The sequence below is a fragment of the Caldimonas manganoxidans ATCC BAA-369 genome (genome assembly GCF_000381125.1).
Classification (GTDB): Bacteria; Pseudomonadota; Gammaproteobacteria; order Burkholderiales; family Burkholderiaceae_C; genus Caldimonas; species Caldimonas manganoxidans.
In genome coordinates, this window is the sequence record NZ_KB905944.1 from 41,004 (window position 1) to 55,831 (window position 14,828).

The 14,828-nt window shown below is 67.4% G+C and carries 12 protein-coding genes; 6 read left to right on the forward strand and 6 right to left on the reverse strand.

Going from position 1 to position 14,828, the window contains the following annotated elements:
• Positions 1-2: 2 nt before the first annotated feature.
• The gene (locus F615_RS0110105) at positions 3-947 is read left to right on the forward strand and encodes a lipase secretion chaperone (protein ID WP_019561065.1); all 945 of its coding nucleotides are present in this window, start codon (positions 3-5) and stop codon (positions 945-947) included.
• Positions 948-961: 14 nt separating this feature from the next.
• Here F615_RS0110105 and F615_RS0110110 read toward each other — a convergent pair whose 3' ends face one another.
• From F615_RS0110110 to F615_RS0110120, 3 genes are read right to left on the reverse strand one after another with little or no spacing between them, the layout of a single operon-like run.
• Positions 962-2,266 carry a TRAP transporter large permease gene (locus F615_RS0110110; protein WP_019561066.1) on the reverse strand — a complete coding sequence of 435 codons (1,305 nt, stop codon included), beginning with the start codon at positions 2,264-2,266 and terminating at the stop codon, positions 962-964.
• Positions 2,266-2,763, reverse strand: coding sequence for a TRAP transporter small permease (locus F615_RS0110115; RefSeq protein ID WP_019561067.1), 498 nt, complete (start codon positions 2,761-2,763; stop codon positions 2,266-2,268). The genes F615_RS0110110 and F615_RS0110115 overlap by 1 nt, the downstream gene beginning before the upstream one ends.
• Positions 2,763-3,731: a TRAP transporter substrate-binding protein gene (locus tag F615_RS0110120; RefSeq protein ID WP_019561068.1), complete on the reverse strand. Its 969-nt coding sequence runs from the start codon at positions 3,729-3,731 to the stop codon at positions 2,763-2,765. Before F615_RS0110120 ends, F615_RS0110115 begins: the two co-directional genes overlap by 1 nt.
• A gap of 255 nt (positions 3,732-3,986) precedes the next feature.
• On the opposite strand from F615_RS0110120, the gene F615_RS0110125 reads away from it, so the two are divergent.
• From F615_RS0110125 to F615_RS18215, 4 genes are all read left to right on the forward strand, one after another.
• Positions 3,987-4,541: a winged helix DNA-binding protein gene (locus tag F615_RS0110125; RefSeq protein ID WP_019561069.1), complete on the forward strand. Its 555-nt coding sequence runs from the start codon at positions 3,987-3,989 to the stop codon at positions 4,539-4,541.
• A 17-nt stretch (positions 4,542-4,558) separates the two neighbouring features.
• Entirely contained in the window at positions 4,559-8,197 is a 3,639-nt protein-coding gene (locus F615_RS0110130; RefSeq protein ID WP_019561070.1) for a hydantoinase B/oxoprolinase family protein, read from the forward strand.
• A gap of 120 nt (positions 8,198-8,317) precedes the next feature.
• Positions 8,318-8,965, forward strand: coding sequence for a pyroglutamyl-peptidase I (gene pcp, locus F615_RS0110135; RefSeq protein ID WP_019561071.1), 648 nt, complete (start codon positions 8,318-8,320; stop codon positions 8,963-8,965).
• A 174-nt stretch (positions 8,966-9,139) separates the two neighbouring features.
• Complete coding sequence (locus tag F615_RS18215) at positions 9,140-10,249, forward strand: patatin-like phospholipase family protein (RefSeq protein ID WP_019561072.1); 1,110 nt, start codon at positions 9,140-9,142, stop codon at positions 10,247-10,249.
• Positions 10,250-10,252: 3 nt separating this feature from the next.
• On the opposite strand, the gene gatB is transcribed toward F615_RS18215, so the two are convergent.
• From gatB to gatC, 3 genes are read right to left on the reverse strand one after another with little or no spacing between them, the layout of a single operon-like run.
• On the reverse strand, positions 10,253-11,710 hold the full coding sequence (gene gatB / locus F615_RS0110145) for an Asp-tRNA(Asn)/Glu-tRNA(Gln) amidotransferase subunit GatB (RefSeq protein WP_019561073.1): 1,458 nt from the start codon (positions 11,708-11,710) through the stop codon (positions 10,253-10,255).
• Between the two features lies 1 nt (position 11,711).
• On the reverse strand, positions 11,712-13,199 hold the full coding sequence (gene gatA, locus F615_RS0110150) for an Asp-tRNA(Asn)/Glu-tRNA(Gln) amidotransferase subunit GatA (RefSeq protein ID WP_019561074.1): 1,488 nt from the start codon (positions 13,197-13,199) through the stop codon (positions 11,712-11,714).
• A gap of 7 nt (positions 13,200-13,206) precedes the next feature.
• A complete protein-coding gene (gatC, locus tag F615_RS0110155) occupies positions 13,207-13,506 on the reverse strand; it encodes an Asp-tRNA(Asn)/Glu-tRNA(Gln) amidotransferase subunit GatC (RefSeq protein WP_026330215.1) in 300 nt (99 codons plus the stop codon).
• Between the two features lie 247 nt (positions 13,507-13,753).
• Here gatC and F615_RS0110160 point away from each other — a divergent pair, with 247 nt between their 5' ends.
• Positions 13,754-14,797 (forward strand): rod shape-determining protein, encoded by a 1,044-nt coding sequence (locus F615_RS0110160; RefSeq protein WP_019561076.1) that lies wholly within the window; start codon positions 13,754-13,756, stop codon positions 14,795-14,797.
• Positions 14,798-14,828 lie beyond the last annotated feature (31 nt).

Genomic DNA, 14,828 nt, shown 5'->3' on the forward strand with positions numbered 1-14,828 from the left:
AGATGGGCAAGGGTGCCTTGGCCCTGACGCTGGCCACCGTCGCGGTGGCCGTGGTCCTGACCTGGAGCTACGCGCAAGACGAAGCACCGCCGCTGGCCCAGCCAGCCACCGCACCGCTGGGCCGCACCGAAGGCTTCAGCCTGATGGGGGCGGCCCCCTCGCCTTTGCGCAGCCTCGGGCCGGCGCTGTCGCGCTCGGTGGCCGATGTCGAGCAGGCGCTCTTCGTCGACGGCTCGCTGCGCGAGGCCGCCCTCGACGGCGACTGGAGCGTCGATGCGGCCGGCCGGTTGCAGCCCAGCCTCGCCTTGCGCCGGCGCTTCGATCAATTGCTCACCACACTGGGCGAAGTCAATCTGGACGAGCTCACCGCCTGGCTGCGCGACCGCACCTTGCGCGACGTGGGGCCACACGCCAGCGCCGAGATCTTGGCCGTGTGGGACCGCTACATCGCCTTGCTGGAGCGGCCCCATGCCAGCGCGGCCCGCTGGGGCGACCCCCACAGCTGGGCCCAAGCCTTGGCCGAACGTCAGCGCGCACGCCGCGACATCCTAGGCCCGGTGTGGGCCGAGGCCTTCTTTCGCGACGAGGAAGAAGCCCTGCGGCGACGCCTGGAGGCTAACACGCCTCCCAACACGCCTGCAAGCTCGCGCGACCTCTCGGAGGCCCCATCGCCGCTGCTGCACCCGGACCCCCAGTTCAGCGCCGAAGAGCTGCACCGCCGGCGCATCGAGCAGTTTGGCCTCGAAGCCGCCGAACGTCTGCGCGCCGAAGACGAGGCCCAGGCCCAGTGGCAAGCCCGGCTGGACCAGGCGCGCCAGCAGCTGCAGGCCCTACGGCAGGCTGCCCACCTGTCCGAGCCCCAACGCCGCGACGCCATCGAGGCTTGGATCGCCAGCCACTTCGACGCGACAGAGCAGCTGCGCGTGCGCGCTTTGTTGGGACTGTGAGAGTCCCGTCGCGCTCAGCGCCCCATCACCCGCTGCGGCAACCAGGTGACGATCTCGGGCACCAGGTAGATCACGGCCAGTGCAACGATCATCAGCACGAACATCGGCGCGGCCTGACGCGCGATCCACGGCAGCTCTCGGCCGGTCATGCCCTGCAGCACGAAAAGATTGAAGCCCACCGGTGGCGTGATCTGGGCGATCTCCACCACGATGACGAGAAACACGCCAAACCACAGCAGGTCGATGCCGGCAGCCTGCACGATGGGCAGCACCACGCCCATGGTCAGCACGATCATCGAGATGCCATCGAGAAAGCAGCCCAACAGGATGTAGAACACCATCAAGGCCACCAGCAGCGCCAAGGGCGACAGGCCCAGCGTGCCGATCCATTCGGCCAGGTGACGCGGCAGGCCGATGTAGCCCATCGACAGCGTCAGGAAGGCCGCGCCCGCGAGAATGAGGGCGATCATGCAGTACAGGCGCGTGGCGCCCATCAAGGAAGCGCGAAAGGTCTCCCAGCTCAGCGAGCCTTGCGCGGCCGACAGCACCAGCGCGCCCACCACGCCCAGCGCCGCCGCCTCGGTGGCCGTGGCGATGCCGGTGTAGATGGAACCCAGCACCGCCAGGATCAGCAGCACCACCGGGATCAGGCTGCGCGAGGCTTTGAGCTTGTCCCGCAGGGACAGTCCCGGCTCGGCCGCGGGGATCTGATCGCGATGGAATGCGGACCACACCATCACGTACAGCATCAACAACCCGGCCACCAGCAGGCCGGGAAAGACCCCGGCGGCAAACAGCCGCGCGATCGACACGTCGGCCGTCACGCCGTAGACGATCATGATCAGCGACGGCGGAATCAGCAGGCCCAAGGTGCCGGCCCCAGCCAGCGAGCCCACGACGATGCCCTGCGGATAACCACGACGCTGCAGCTCTGGCAACGCCATCTTGCCCACCGTGGCGCAGGTGGCCGCCGACGAACCCGACACCGCCGCAAAGAGGGTGCAGCCCAGGATGTTGGTGTGCAGCAAGCGGCCGGGCAGGCGGTTCATCCAAGGCGCCAGCCCCTTGAACATGTCTTCGGACAGCCGCGTGCGGAACAGGATTTCGCCCATCCACACGAACAGCGGCAAGGCCGTGAGCGTCCAGCTCGAGGCCGAGCCCCAGATGGTCAGCGCCATCGCATCGCCGGCTGGGCGCGCGCTGAACAGCTGCATGCCGATCCAGGCCACCCCGGTGAGCGTCAGGCCAATCCACACGCCCGTGCCCAGCAGGGCAAAGAGGCTCAGCACCAACAAGGTGGTGATCAGCACGTCGTTCATCACAACCCCGCTTCACGCTGCTGCGACCCCCGCCCGCGCACGGCCAGCCACCATTCATCGACGAATGCGACGAACAGCAGCAGCGTGCCGATGGCCATGGCCAGTTGCGGAATCCACAGCGGCGTGGCGTCGATGCCCGTGGAGATGTCGTGGAAGGCATGCGACTGCCACACCAGGCGCGCGCTGTAGAACGCGAAGAGCCCGGACAGGCCCACGGCGACCGACAGGCTCCACAGCTCCAGCGCCCGCCGGCCCTGCGGGCCCAGCGCATGGAGCACCAGGGTCACACGGATGTGCTCGCCGCACTTGAGCGTGTGGGCCAGCGCCAAAAAGGCCGCCGCGGCCATGAAATACCCGGCATAGGCATCCATGCCACGCAGCGGCAGCGTGTGGAAGCGGTCGATCACGCTGCCCAAGACCATGGCCAAGGTGCCGATCATGCACAGCGCCGCCAGCGCCGCCGCGCCGTCATAAAGCGCATCGAGGACGCGACGCATCACATTTTCTTGTAGGCGTCCACGATCGCCTGGCCCTCTGGGCCCGCCTTGTCCAGCCACTCCTTGAGCAGCACCTCACCCACTTTCTGCAAGTCCGCCTTCAATTGCGCCGACGGCGGCTGCACCGTCATGCCTTGGGCCTTGAGCGTGGCCAACGTGTCGGTATTGACGCGCTGGCTGGCCGCCCAGCCGCGTTCTTCGGCCGCAGCCGCCGCCTTGAGCACCGCCTCCTGCGTGGCCTTGTCCAGAGCCTCGAAGGCCCGTTTGTTCGCAATCACGGCGTTCTTCGGCAACCAGGCCTGCGTGTCGTAGTAATACTTCAGGTGCTCGAAGAGTTTGCTGTCCACCCCGGTGGCGCCCGAGGTCATCATCGACTCGACCACGCCGGTGGCCAAGGCCTGCGAGAGCTCGGCGGCTTGCACCGTGACGGGCTGTGCGCCCACCAGCTCGGCAATGCGCGAGGTGGCCGGGCTGTAGGCGCGCCACTTGCTGCCCTTGAGGTCGGCCGCGGCATTCAGCGGCTTTTTGCTGTAGATGCCTTGCGGCGGCCAGGGCACCGAAAAGAGCAGCATCAGGCCCTGTTCGGCGAGCTTCTTCTCCAACGCCGGCTTTTGCGCGGCATACAGCTTGCGAGCCGCCGCATAACTGTCGGCCAAGAACGGGATGCCATCCAGGCCGAAAGGCTGCCACTCGTTCTGGAAGTTCACCAACAAGATCTCGCCAGCCTGCGCCTGATTGCCCTGCACCGCCCGCTTGATCTCCGGCGCCTTGAACAACGAGGCGCCCGGGTGCACGGTGATGGACAGCTTGCCCCCGCTGGCATCGCCCACCTCCTTGGCGAACTGGGCGATGTTCTGGCTATGGAAGTTGCTGGCGGGGTAGGCGGTGGGCAGGTCCCACTTGGTCTGCGCAAAGACGCTGGCGGCAAACCCCACCAGTGCAGCAGCAACGAGAGATGGCTTGAGCATGAGAACCTCCAATCCGGTCGAAAGCGGCCGCAAGCGGCCGCCGGGCAGGCTGGTCACGCAAGAACGGGGCCAGGGCGTGCCCCCAATGTAGTGGGTTGCCGTCGATTCGGGATCGGTGTTTTCCCGTCATGTCGACAATTTATCGATAAAACGTCGATGACTGTCGTACATTGGCGTACAGTCAACCCATCGGCCTGCGCCCAGTGAAGCCCCCGTGGTCGATCTTGGTGCGCCCCGTGCCCCAGGAGGATCACCATGCCGCGCCGCAAGTCCGCGCCCCTCACCCCCGCCAGTGCCGCGCCCGAGGCGCGGCGCCCCATCGTCTCGTCGGCCCATTTGGTCTCACCGCGCAGCAGCGAACTGAGCGAATTCGAGTTCGGGCTCATCGTCTCTCACAACGCCTTCTCGCGCTGGATCGTGCACTGCATGGCCGCGGCCGGTCTGCGCGAGCTCACGCCGCTGGACGTGTTGGTGCTGCACCATGTCAATCACCGCGCACGCGACAAGCGCCTGTCGGACATCTGCTTCATCATGAACGTCGAGGACACGCACCTCATCAACTACTCCTTGAAAAAACTGCAAAACCTCGGCGTGGTGCAATCCAGCCGCAATGGCAAAGACGTCACCTACGCCACCACCGAGACCGGCCGGCGCTATGTGGAGCGCTACCGCGACATTCGCGAGGCCTGCTTGATCAGCGCCTTGAATGCCAACGAGGCGCTCAACCATGAAATCGGCGAGCTGGCCCGGCTGTTGCGTGTCCTGTCCGGTGTGTACGATCAGGCCGCACGCGCGGCCGCTTCGCTGTGAACCTCGAGGAGCTGCCCATGAACACGACCACCGAGCGTTGGCAGTTCTGGATCGACCGCGGCGGCACCTTCACCGACATCGTGGCGCGGCGCCCGGACGGATCCATCACCACGGCCAAGCTGCTGTCGGACAACCCCGAGCAGTACCGCGATGCGGCCGTGGCCGGCATTCGCCAGCTGCTGGACTTGCCCCCCGATGCCCTCATCACGCCGGACCGCGTCGAATGCGTCAAGATGGGCACCACGGTGGCCACCAATGCGCTCTTGGAACGCAAGGGCGAGCGCACGCTGCTGGTGACCACGCGCGGCTTTCGCGATGCCTTGCGCATCGCCTACCAGAACCGGCCGCGGCTGTTCGACCGTCACATCGTGCTGCCCGAACTCTTGTACGAGCGCGTGATCGAAGCCGAGGAGCGCATGAGCGCCGACGGCCAAGTGATCCAAGCGCTCGACGTCGGCGCCTTGCGCGCGGCTTTGGAGGCCGCCTATGCCGACGGGCTGCGCGCCTGCGCGATCGTCTTCATGCACGGTTGGCGCCACACCCAACACGAACGAGCCGCCGCTGCATTGGCCCGACAGATCGGCTTTGCGCAGGTGTCGGTGTCGCACGAGGTCAGCCCGCTGATGAAATTCATCTCGCGCGGCGACACCACCGTGGTGGATGCCTATCTGTCGCCCATCCTGCGCCGGTATGTCGAGCAAATCGCCGCCGAGATGCCCGGCGTGCCGCTGTATTTCATGCAGTCCAGCGGCGGCCTCACGCAAGCCGACCGCTTCCAGGGCAAAGACGCCATCTTGTCGGGCCCCGCCGGCGGCATCGTGGGCATGGCGCGCACGGCCGAGTGGGCCGGCTTCGATCGGGTGATCGGCTTCGACATGGGCGGCACCTCCACCGACGTGTCGCACTATGCCGGCGAGTTCGAGCGCGCCTTCGAAACGCAGGTGGCCGGCGTGCGCGTGCGTGCGCCGATGATGAGCATCCACACCGTGGCCGCCGGCGGCGGCTCCATCCTGGGCTTCGACGGTGCGCGCCTGCGCGTCGGGCCGCACAGCGCCGGCGCCAACCCGGGGCCGGCCTGCTATCGACGCGGTGGCCCCTTGACCGTGACCGACGCCAACGTGATGCTGGGCAAGATCCAGCCCGAGCACTTTCCCCGGGTGTTCGGCCCCACGGGCGACCAGCCGCTGGACCGCGAGGTGGTGGTCCAGAAGTTCACCGCCATGGCCGCCGACATCGAAGCCGCCACGGGGGTGAAGCGTTCGCCCGAAGAAGTGGCCGAAGGTTTCATCGACATCGCCGTGGGCAGCATGGCCAATGCCATCAAGAAGATCTCGGTGGCCCGTGGCTACGACGTCACGGGCTACACCCTGCAATGCTTCGGCGGTGCCGGCGGCCAGCATGCCTGCCTGGTGGCCGATGCGCTGGGCATGACGCGGGTGTTCATCCACCCCCTGGCCGGGGTGCTCTCGGCCTACGGCATGGGCCTGGCCGAGCAGCGCGTGCTGCGCGAGGCGGCCGTGGAACGCCCGCTGCAAGAGGCCGAACTCCCCGCCTTGACCGCCCAGGTGGACGCCCTGGCCCAGCAAGCACGCGAGGAACTGCTCGCCCAAGGCGTGGGCGCCCGGCACGTGCACATCGAGCCGCGCGTGCGCGTGCGCTATGAAGGCACCGACACCGCGCTGTCGGTACCGCTGGGCACGGTGGCGCAGATCCGGGCGGCCTTCGAGGCGGCCTATCGTCAGCGCTTCGCCTTCCTGATGCAGGGCCGCGGCCTGGTGGTCGAGGCGGTGTCGGTCGAAGCCGTCGGCGCAGGCGCAGCCCCGGCCGAGCCGCGCCACAGCGTCCACGCCGAAGCGCCGGCTCCGGTGGCCGCGCAGGTGCGGATGTTCAGCGGCGGCCGCTGGTGGCCGGCCTCGCTGGTGCTGCGCGAGCAGACCCGGCCCGGCCATGTGATCGACGGCCCGGCCATCATCGCCGAACGCAATGCCACCACCGTGGTCGAGCCCGGCTGGCAGGCGCGCGTGACGGCCCACGACCACCTGGTGCTCGAACGCGTGCAGGCGCGCGCCCAGCGCAAAGCCATCGGCACCACGGTGGACCCGGTGATGCTGGAGGTGTTCAACAACCTGTTCATGAACATCGCCGAGCAAATGGGCCTGCAGCTGCAAAACACCGCCTACTCGGTGAACATCAAAGAGCGGCTGGACTTTTCCTGCGCGCTCTTCGATGCGGCGGGCAACCTCATTGCCAATGCGCCACACATGCCGGTGCACCTGGGCTCGATGAGCGAGTCGATCAAGACCGTCATTGCGCGCAACCCCGACATGCGCGCCGGCGACGTCTATGTGCTCAACGACCCCTACCACGGCGGCACCCACCTGCCCGACGTGACCGTGGTCACCCCGGTGTTCCTCGACGGGCATGCGCGGCCGCTGTTTTACGTCGGCTCGCGCGGCCACCATGCCGACATCGGCGGCATCACGCCAGGCTCCATGCCCCCCTTTTCCACCCGCATCGAAGAAGAAGGGGTGCAGATCGACAACGTCAAGCTCGTCGACGGCGGCGTGCTGCGCGAGCAGGACATCCTCGCCCTGCTGTCCAGCGGCCCCTACCCTGCGCGCAACCCGCAGCAAAACCTCGCCGACCTGCAAGCCCAGATTGCCGCCAATGAAAAAGGCGTGCAGGAGCTGCGCAAAATGGTCGAGCAATTCGGCCTGGACGTGGTGCAGGCCTACATGGGCCATGTGCAAGACAATGCCGAGGAATCGGTGCGCCGCGTCATCACCGCGCTCAAAGACGGCCAATTCACACTGCCGCTGGACAATGGTGCACGCATCCAAGTGGCCATCCGCGTCGATCGCGCCCAACGCAGCGCGGTGATCGACTTCACCGGCACCTCTGCGCAACTGCCCAACAATTTCAACGCGCCCAAAGCGGTGTGCATGGCCGCGGTGCTCTATGTCTTTCGCACCCTGGTGGATGACGACATCCCGCTCAATGCCGGTTGCCTCAAGCCGCTGCGAGTGATCATCCCGGAAGGCTCGATGCTCAACCCCCACCCACCGGCTGCGGTGGTGGCCGGCAACGTCGAGACCTCCACCTGCATCACCAACGCGCTGTACGGCGCACTGGGCGTGCTGGCAGCCAGCCAGTGCACGATGAACAACTTCACCTTCGGCAACGAACGCTACCAGTACTACGAAACCATCTCGGGCGGCTCGGGCGCCGGTGTGTACACCGACGAGCATGGCGACGTGATCGGCGGCTTCGATGGCACCAGCGTGGTCCAGACCCATATGACCAATTCGCGCCTGACCGATCCGGAAGTGCTGGAATTTCGCTACCCGGTGCGCTTGGACAGCTACGAGATCCGCCACGGCTCGGGAGGGGCGGGCCGCTGGCGCGGCGGTGACGGCGGCGTGCGCCGCATCCGCTTCTTGGAGCCGATGACGGCCTCCATCCTGTCCAACGGCCGCACCGTGCCCGCCTTCGGACTGGCCGGCGGAAAGCCCGGGGCGCTGGGCGTCAACCGGGTCGAGCGCAGCGACGGCACGGTGGAGGTGCTGGCCCACATCGGCAGCACCGAGATGGGCGCAGGCGATGTCTTCGTGATCGAAACCCCTGGCGGCGGCGGCTGGGGGGCACCGGTCGGCTGAACGGGTGGCAGGCCCGCCGAGAGGAGACGGATCGAAGCGATTCCCCAACCGCTGCAACACCCCCGCACGGGGGCCTGCCCAAACATCGAATCTACCAAGTATGACCGAGTGACGCACGCCATGAACATCCTGCTCACCGGCTTCGAGCCCTTCGACGGCGACGCCCTGAACCCCTCGCAGGCGCTGGCCCAGGCGCTGCACGGCCAGTCCGTGGACGGGGCCCCGATCACCGGCGTGGTGCTGCCCTGCGTCTTCGGTGAGGCGCTGGACAGGCTGCACCACGCACTCGAGCAGCACCGGCCGGACCTCGTGTTGGCGCTCGGTCAGGCCGGCGGTCGTGCCGACCTCAGCCTGGAGCGGGTGGCGATCAACATCGATGACGCCCGCATCCCCGACAACGCCGGCCGCCAGCCCATCGACACGCCGGTGGTGCCCGGCGGCCCGGCCGCCTACTTCAGCACCCTGCCGATCAAGGCCATCGTGGCCGAGCTGCGCGCTGCGGGCCTGCCCGCCTCGGTGTCACAGACGGCCGGCACCTTCGTGTGCAACCATGTGTTCTACGGCCTGATGCATGCCCTGGCCACGCGGCATCCCGACGCACGCGGCGGCTTCATGCATGTGCCGCTGCTGCCCGAGCAGGCCGCGCGCCAGAGTCCACCGGCAGCCAGCATGGCGCTGGAGACCATGCGCCAGGGCGTGCTGGTGGCCTTGCAGACGGCGCTGCACGAGCGGGTGGATCGCACGCTAGGCGCAGGTGCGTTGAACTAGCCCGCCTCGACCTCGCCCACCTGGCCCCCCCTCCCGAGGCATGCTCAGCTGACCATCGGGCGGCCCCAACACCCACCCCGTGCACGGCGGCCACAGACCGCAACGCGGCCGGCGGCGCTCGGCGCCGCCCCCAGCGCACGGGTCTACACTTCGTGAAAACCCTAGGGGGCTGCCATGCACTCGCCTCGTCTTCCGATCGACCTCGCGCTGCAAGGCGGCGGCTCCCATGGCGCGTTCACCTGGGGGGTGCTCGATCGGCTGCTGGAAGACGAGGGCCTGGTGGTGCAGGGCATCTCCGGCACCAGTGCCGGGGCCTTGAATGGTGCGGTGCTGGTCACCGGGCTGGTGCGCGGCGGGCCTGAGGGTGCGCGGGCGGCCTTGCGGGCGTTTTGGGAAGACGTGGGGCGCAGCGGCCAGGTGTTCTCGCCGTTTTCGCTGACGCAGGCGGCCGCGGCGCAGCACAACAGCTTCAACTTCGACGCGCTGCCCAACTACCAGTGGGTGACCAGCTTCTGGCGCAGCTTCAGCCCGTACGAGTTCAACCCGCTCAACCTCAACCCGCTGCGCGACGTGGTGCGCCGGCATGTGGACGAAGCCGCGCTGCGCCACGCCCATGCCCGGGTGCCGGGCCTGAGCCTGTTCGTGACGGCCACCTCGGTGCACACCGGCCAGGCGCGCGTGTTCACGGGCGAAGACCTCAGCATCGATGCGCTGCTGGCCTCGGCCTGCCTGCCGTTTTTGTTCCAAGCGGTGCAGATCGACGGCCAGCCCTACTGGGACGGCGGCTACACCGGCAACCCGGCGCTGTATCCGTTGATCGACCGCAGCGACGCGCTCGACATCCTGCTGGTGAGAATCAACCCGCTGAGGCGCGAAGGCACGCCCACCCGCAGTGTGGAGATCATGGACCGGGTGAACGAAATCACCTTCAATGCCAGCCTGATCGCCGAGCTGCGCGCCATCGCCTTCGTGTCGCGGCTGCTGCGAGAGCACGCGCTCGACCCGCGGCACCACAAGGACCTGCGCCTGCACATGGTGGCCGACGACGAGGGGCTGGCGCCCTTCAATGCCTCGAGCAAGCTCAACACCGATCCGGCATTTTTGGAACAGTTGTTCGGGCTGGGCCGCGCCGCGGCCGACCGTTGGCTGGCTGCCCATCGCGCCGACCTGGGGCGGCGTTCGTCGCTGGACATCGAGGCCCTGTTCGGCGGCCGCCCCGGCCCAGTGGGCCCCAGCACCGCGCTGCGCCGCCGTCCCTGGTGGCGGCGCTGGCTGCGGCGATGAGCCTCAAGCGCCGAGTTTTTGCCGCAGCAACTCGTTGACTTGGGCCGGATTGGCTTTGCCTTTGGTGGCTTTCATGACCTGCCCGACCAAGGCATTGAAGGCTTTTTCCTTGCCGGCGCGGAATTCTTCCACCGACTTGGGGTGGGCTGCCAGCACCTCTTGGACGATGGCTTCCAGCGCACCGGTGTCGTTCATCTGCTTGAGGCCTTTGGCCTCGATCAGGGCATCGACATCGCTGCCTTCGCCGCTCCAGAGTGCTTCGAAGACTTGCTTGGCGCCGTTGTTGGAGACGGTGCCGTCTTGGATGCGCAGGATGAGCGCCGCCAATGTGGCCGGCGGCACGGGCGCTTGGGCAATGTCCTTGCCTTCGGCATTGAGCCGGCGCGACAGCTCGCCCATCAGCCAATTGGCCACGAGCTTGGGTTGCTGACAGGCATCGCGCGCGGCCTCGTAGTAGCGCGCCAGGGCGAGACTTTGCGTCATCATGGTCGCGTCGTAGGCCGGCAGGCCGTCTTCGCGTTGAAAACGCTCGGCCATCACGCTGGGCAGCTCGGGCATGTCGGCCTTCACCTGCTCGACCCACTCGGGCGCGATCACCAGCGGGGGCAGGTCGGGGTCGGGGAAGTAGCGGTAGTCGTGCGCGTCTTCCTTGCTGCGCATGGCCCGCGTCTGGCCGGTGTCGGGGTTGAACAGCACGGTGGCCTGTTCGATGGGCAGGCCGTCTTCGAGCTGGTCGATCTGCCAGTGGACTTCGTAGTCGATGGCTTGCTGCAGGAAGCGAAAACTGTTGAGGTTTTTGATCTCGCGGCGCGTGCCCAGGGGCTGGCCAGGCTTGCGCACCGAGACGTTGGCATCGCAACGGAAGCTGCCTTCTTGCATGTTGCCATCGCAAATGCCCAGCCACACCACCAGCGCATGCAGGGCCTTGGCATAGCCCACGGCCTGCGCCGAAGAACGCATGTCGGGCTCGGAGACGATCTCCAACAGCGGCGTGCCGGCGCGGTTGAGGTCGATGCCGGTGTGGCCGTGATAGTCCTCGTGCAGCGACTTGCCGGCGTCTTCTTCCAGATGGGCGCGGGTCAGGCGCACGCGGTGCTTGACCTCACCCACGTAGAACTCGATCTGCCCGCCCTGGACCACGGGAATTTCATATTGGCTGATCTGGTAGCCCTTGGGCAGGTCGGGGTAGAAGTAGTTTTTGCGCGCAAAGATGGAGCGCGGCGCCACCGTGCCCTGGACGGCCAGGCCGAAACGGATGGCGCGTTCGACCGCGGCCCGGTTGAGCACCGGCAGCGTGCCCGGCAGGGCCAGGTCCACCGCGCAGGCCTGGGTGTTGGGCGCGGCCCCGAAAGCGGTGCTCGCGCCGGAAAAGATCTTCGATTGCGTGGACAGTTGCACGTGCGTCTCGAGGCCAATCACCACCTCGTAGCCCCGCACGAGTTCGGATGCGGTGTGGGTCATCTCAGCAGCCCTCCGGCGCACGGAGGTGAAAGTCGGTGGCTTGTTGGAAGGCATGCGCGGCATGCAGCAGCTGGCTTTCCTTCCAGTAGTTGCCGATCAGTTGCAAGCCCACGGGCAGGCCCTCTTCGCCAAAGCCCGCCGGCACGCTCATGCCCGGCAGGCCGGCCAGACTGGCCGGCAAGGTGAAGATGTCGGCGAGATATTCCTGCAGCGGGTCGGTCTGGCTGCCCAAGGCGCGCGCCACGGTGGGCGACACCGGGCCGGCGATCAGGTCGCAGTGGGCAAAGGCCGCCTGGAAGTCTTCGGCAATCATGCGACGCAGCTTCTGGGCTTGCAGGTAGTAGGCATCGTAGTAACCATGACTGAGCACATACGTGCCGATCATGATGCGGCGCTTGACCTCGGCCCCGAAGCCTTCGGAGCGGCTTTTCTTGTACATGTCGAGCAAGTCGGCATAGTGCTTGGCGCGGTGCCCGTAGCGCACGCCGTCATAGCGGCTGAGGTTGGAGCTGGCCTCGGCCGGGGCGATGATGTAGTAGACCGGGATGGACAGCTCGGTGCGCGGCAGGCTCACCTCCACCAGCGTGGCACCGAGCTTTTCGAACTCGGCCAGCGCCGCGCGCACCGCCGCAAGCACGCCAGCGGCCACGCCCTCGCCGAAGAACTCGCGCGGCATGCCGATGCGCAAGCCCTTGAGCGGCTGGGCCGCCGTGGCCCCTTCGCGCACGGCGCGCAGGGCCGCAGCATAGTCTTCCACGGGCTGCTGCGCCGAAGTGGCGTCGCGCTCGTCGAAGCCGCTCATGGCCCCCAGCAGCAAGGCGCAGTCTTCGGCGCTGCGTGCCAACACACCGGCTTGATCCAGGCTGGAGGCAAAGGCGATCATGCCGTAGCGCGAGCAGCGGCCATAGGTGGGCTTGATGCCGGTGATGCCGGTCAAGGCCGCGGGCTGGCGCACCGAGCCCCCGGTGTCGGTGCCGGTGGCCGCCGGAATCAAGCGCGCGGCCACCGCCACGGCCGACCCGCCCGAGGAGCCTCCGGCAATGCGCTGCGGATTCCAGGGGTTGCGCGCCGGGCCGAAGGCGGAATGCTCGTTGCTGCCGCCCATGGCGAACTCGTCGCAATTGAGCTTGCCCAACGTGACCGCGCCGGCCTGTTTGAGTCGCGCCACGACGGTGGCATCGAAGGGGCTGCGGTAGCCCTCGAGCATCTTGGAGGCCGCCGTGCTGGGGAAGTCGACCGTCACGAAGATGTCTTTGTGCGCCAGCGGCACGCCCAGCAGCGGGCCCGTCTCGCCTCGGGCGCGACGCGCGTCGGCGGCCTGCGCCTGGGCCATCGCCACGGCCTCGTCGGTGCAGACGAAGGCGCCCAATTGTTCGTGGGCGGCAACGCGCGCAAGCAGATGTTTCGTGATTTCGACGCTGGAGAGGGTCTTGGCCTGGAGTCGGCGGGCCAGTTCGGCCACGCCCAAGTGGTGCAGTTCGGTGCTCATCGGGCCCTCACTCGATGACTTTGGGCACGAGGTACAGCCCGTCTTCGACGGCCGGGGCGCTGCGCTGATGAGCCTCGCGCTGGTCGGTCTCGGTCACCACGTCCTCACGCAAGCGCAAGACCACGTCTTGCACGGCCGACAGCGGGGTGTACAGGGGTTCGACGCCAGTGGTGTCCACCGCGCGCATGCGTTCGACGATGGCGAAAAAGCCGTTGAGCTGTTCGAGCATCTGGGCCTGCTCGTCCTCGCTCAGCGCCAGCCGAGCCAGGTGGGCGATGCGGCCCACGTCCTGAAGTGTCAAAGCCATGGGAAATCGTTTGCGTTTGGGGCGTCCCGCACGCATCGGTGCAGGGTCATTCGGGTATTATCTTCGGTTATCCACAACCGGCCTGGACGCAGCGATTTCGTCGGGGCTCTCCCCCCGAACGAGCGCTGGATCCGGAGCCGGTTTCGTGCAAGAAGCCGGGTCCACCGTCGCAGCGGGCGGCCCGATACAAAACCAACGCCTGCGGCCGCCCAGGGCTGCCTGGTCGGCCGCCCGGGAACCCTGACACATGTTTGAATCCATTCGTCGCTATTTTTCGACGGACCTCGCCATCGACCTGGGCACGGCCAACACCCTGATCTACGTGCGCGGCAAGGGCATCGTCCTGGACGAGCCCTCGGTGGTGGCCATCCGCCACGAAGGCGGCCCCAACGGCAAGAAGACCATCCAGGCCGTGGGTGCCGAAGCCAAGGCCATGCTGGGCAAGGTGCCTGGCAACATCGAGGCCATCCGGCCGATGAAGGACGGGGTGATCGCCGACTTCACCGTCACCGAGCAGATGCTCAAGCAGTTCATCAAGATGGTCCATCCGCGCTCGATGATGAAGCCCAGCCCACGCATCATCATCTGCGTGCCCTGCGGCTCCACCCAGGTCGAGCGCCGCGCCATCCGCGAATCGGCCCTGGGGGCCGGCGCTTCCGAGGTCTACCTGATCGAGGAGCCGATGGCCGCGGCCATCGGTGCGGGGCTGCCGGTGTCGGAAGCCTCGGGCTCGATGGTGGTGGACATCGGCGGCGGCACCACCGAGGTGGGGGTCATCAGCCTGGGCGGCATGGTCTACAAGGGCAGCGTGCGCGTGGGCGGCGACAAGTTCGACGAGGCCATCATCAACTACATCCGCCGCAACTACGGCATGCTCATCGGTGAGCCCACGGCCGAGGCCATCAAGAAGGAAATCGGCTCGGCCTTTCCCGGCTCCGAGGTCAAGGAAATGGAGGTCAAGGGCCGCAATCTTTCCGAAGGGGTGCCGCGCAGCTTCACGATCAGCTCCAACGAAATCCTGGAGGCCTTGACCGATCCGCTCAACCAGATCGTCTCCTCGGTGAAGAACGCGCTGGAGCAAACACCGCCCGAACTCGGTGCCGACATTGCCGAGCGCGGCATGATGCTCACCGGCGGCGGCGCCTTGCTGCGCGACTTGGATCGGCTGCTGGCCGAAGAAACCGGCCTGCCGGTGCTGGTGGCCGAGGACCCGCTGACCTGCGTGGTGCGCGGCTGCGGCACGGCCCTGGAACGCATGGAGCGCCTGGGCTCGATCTTCACCTCGGAATGAAGGCCCTGCCGCCGATGGGCCGGCCGTCGTC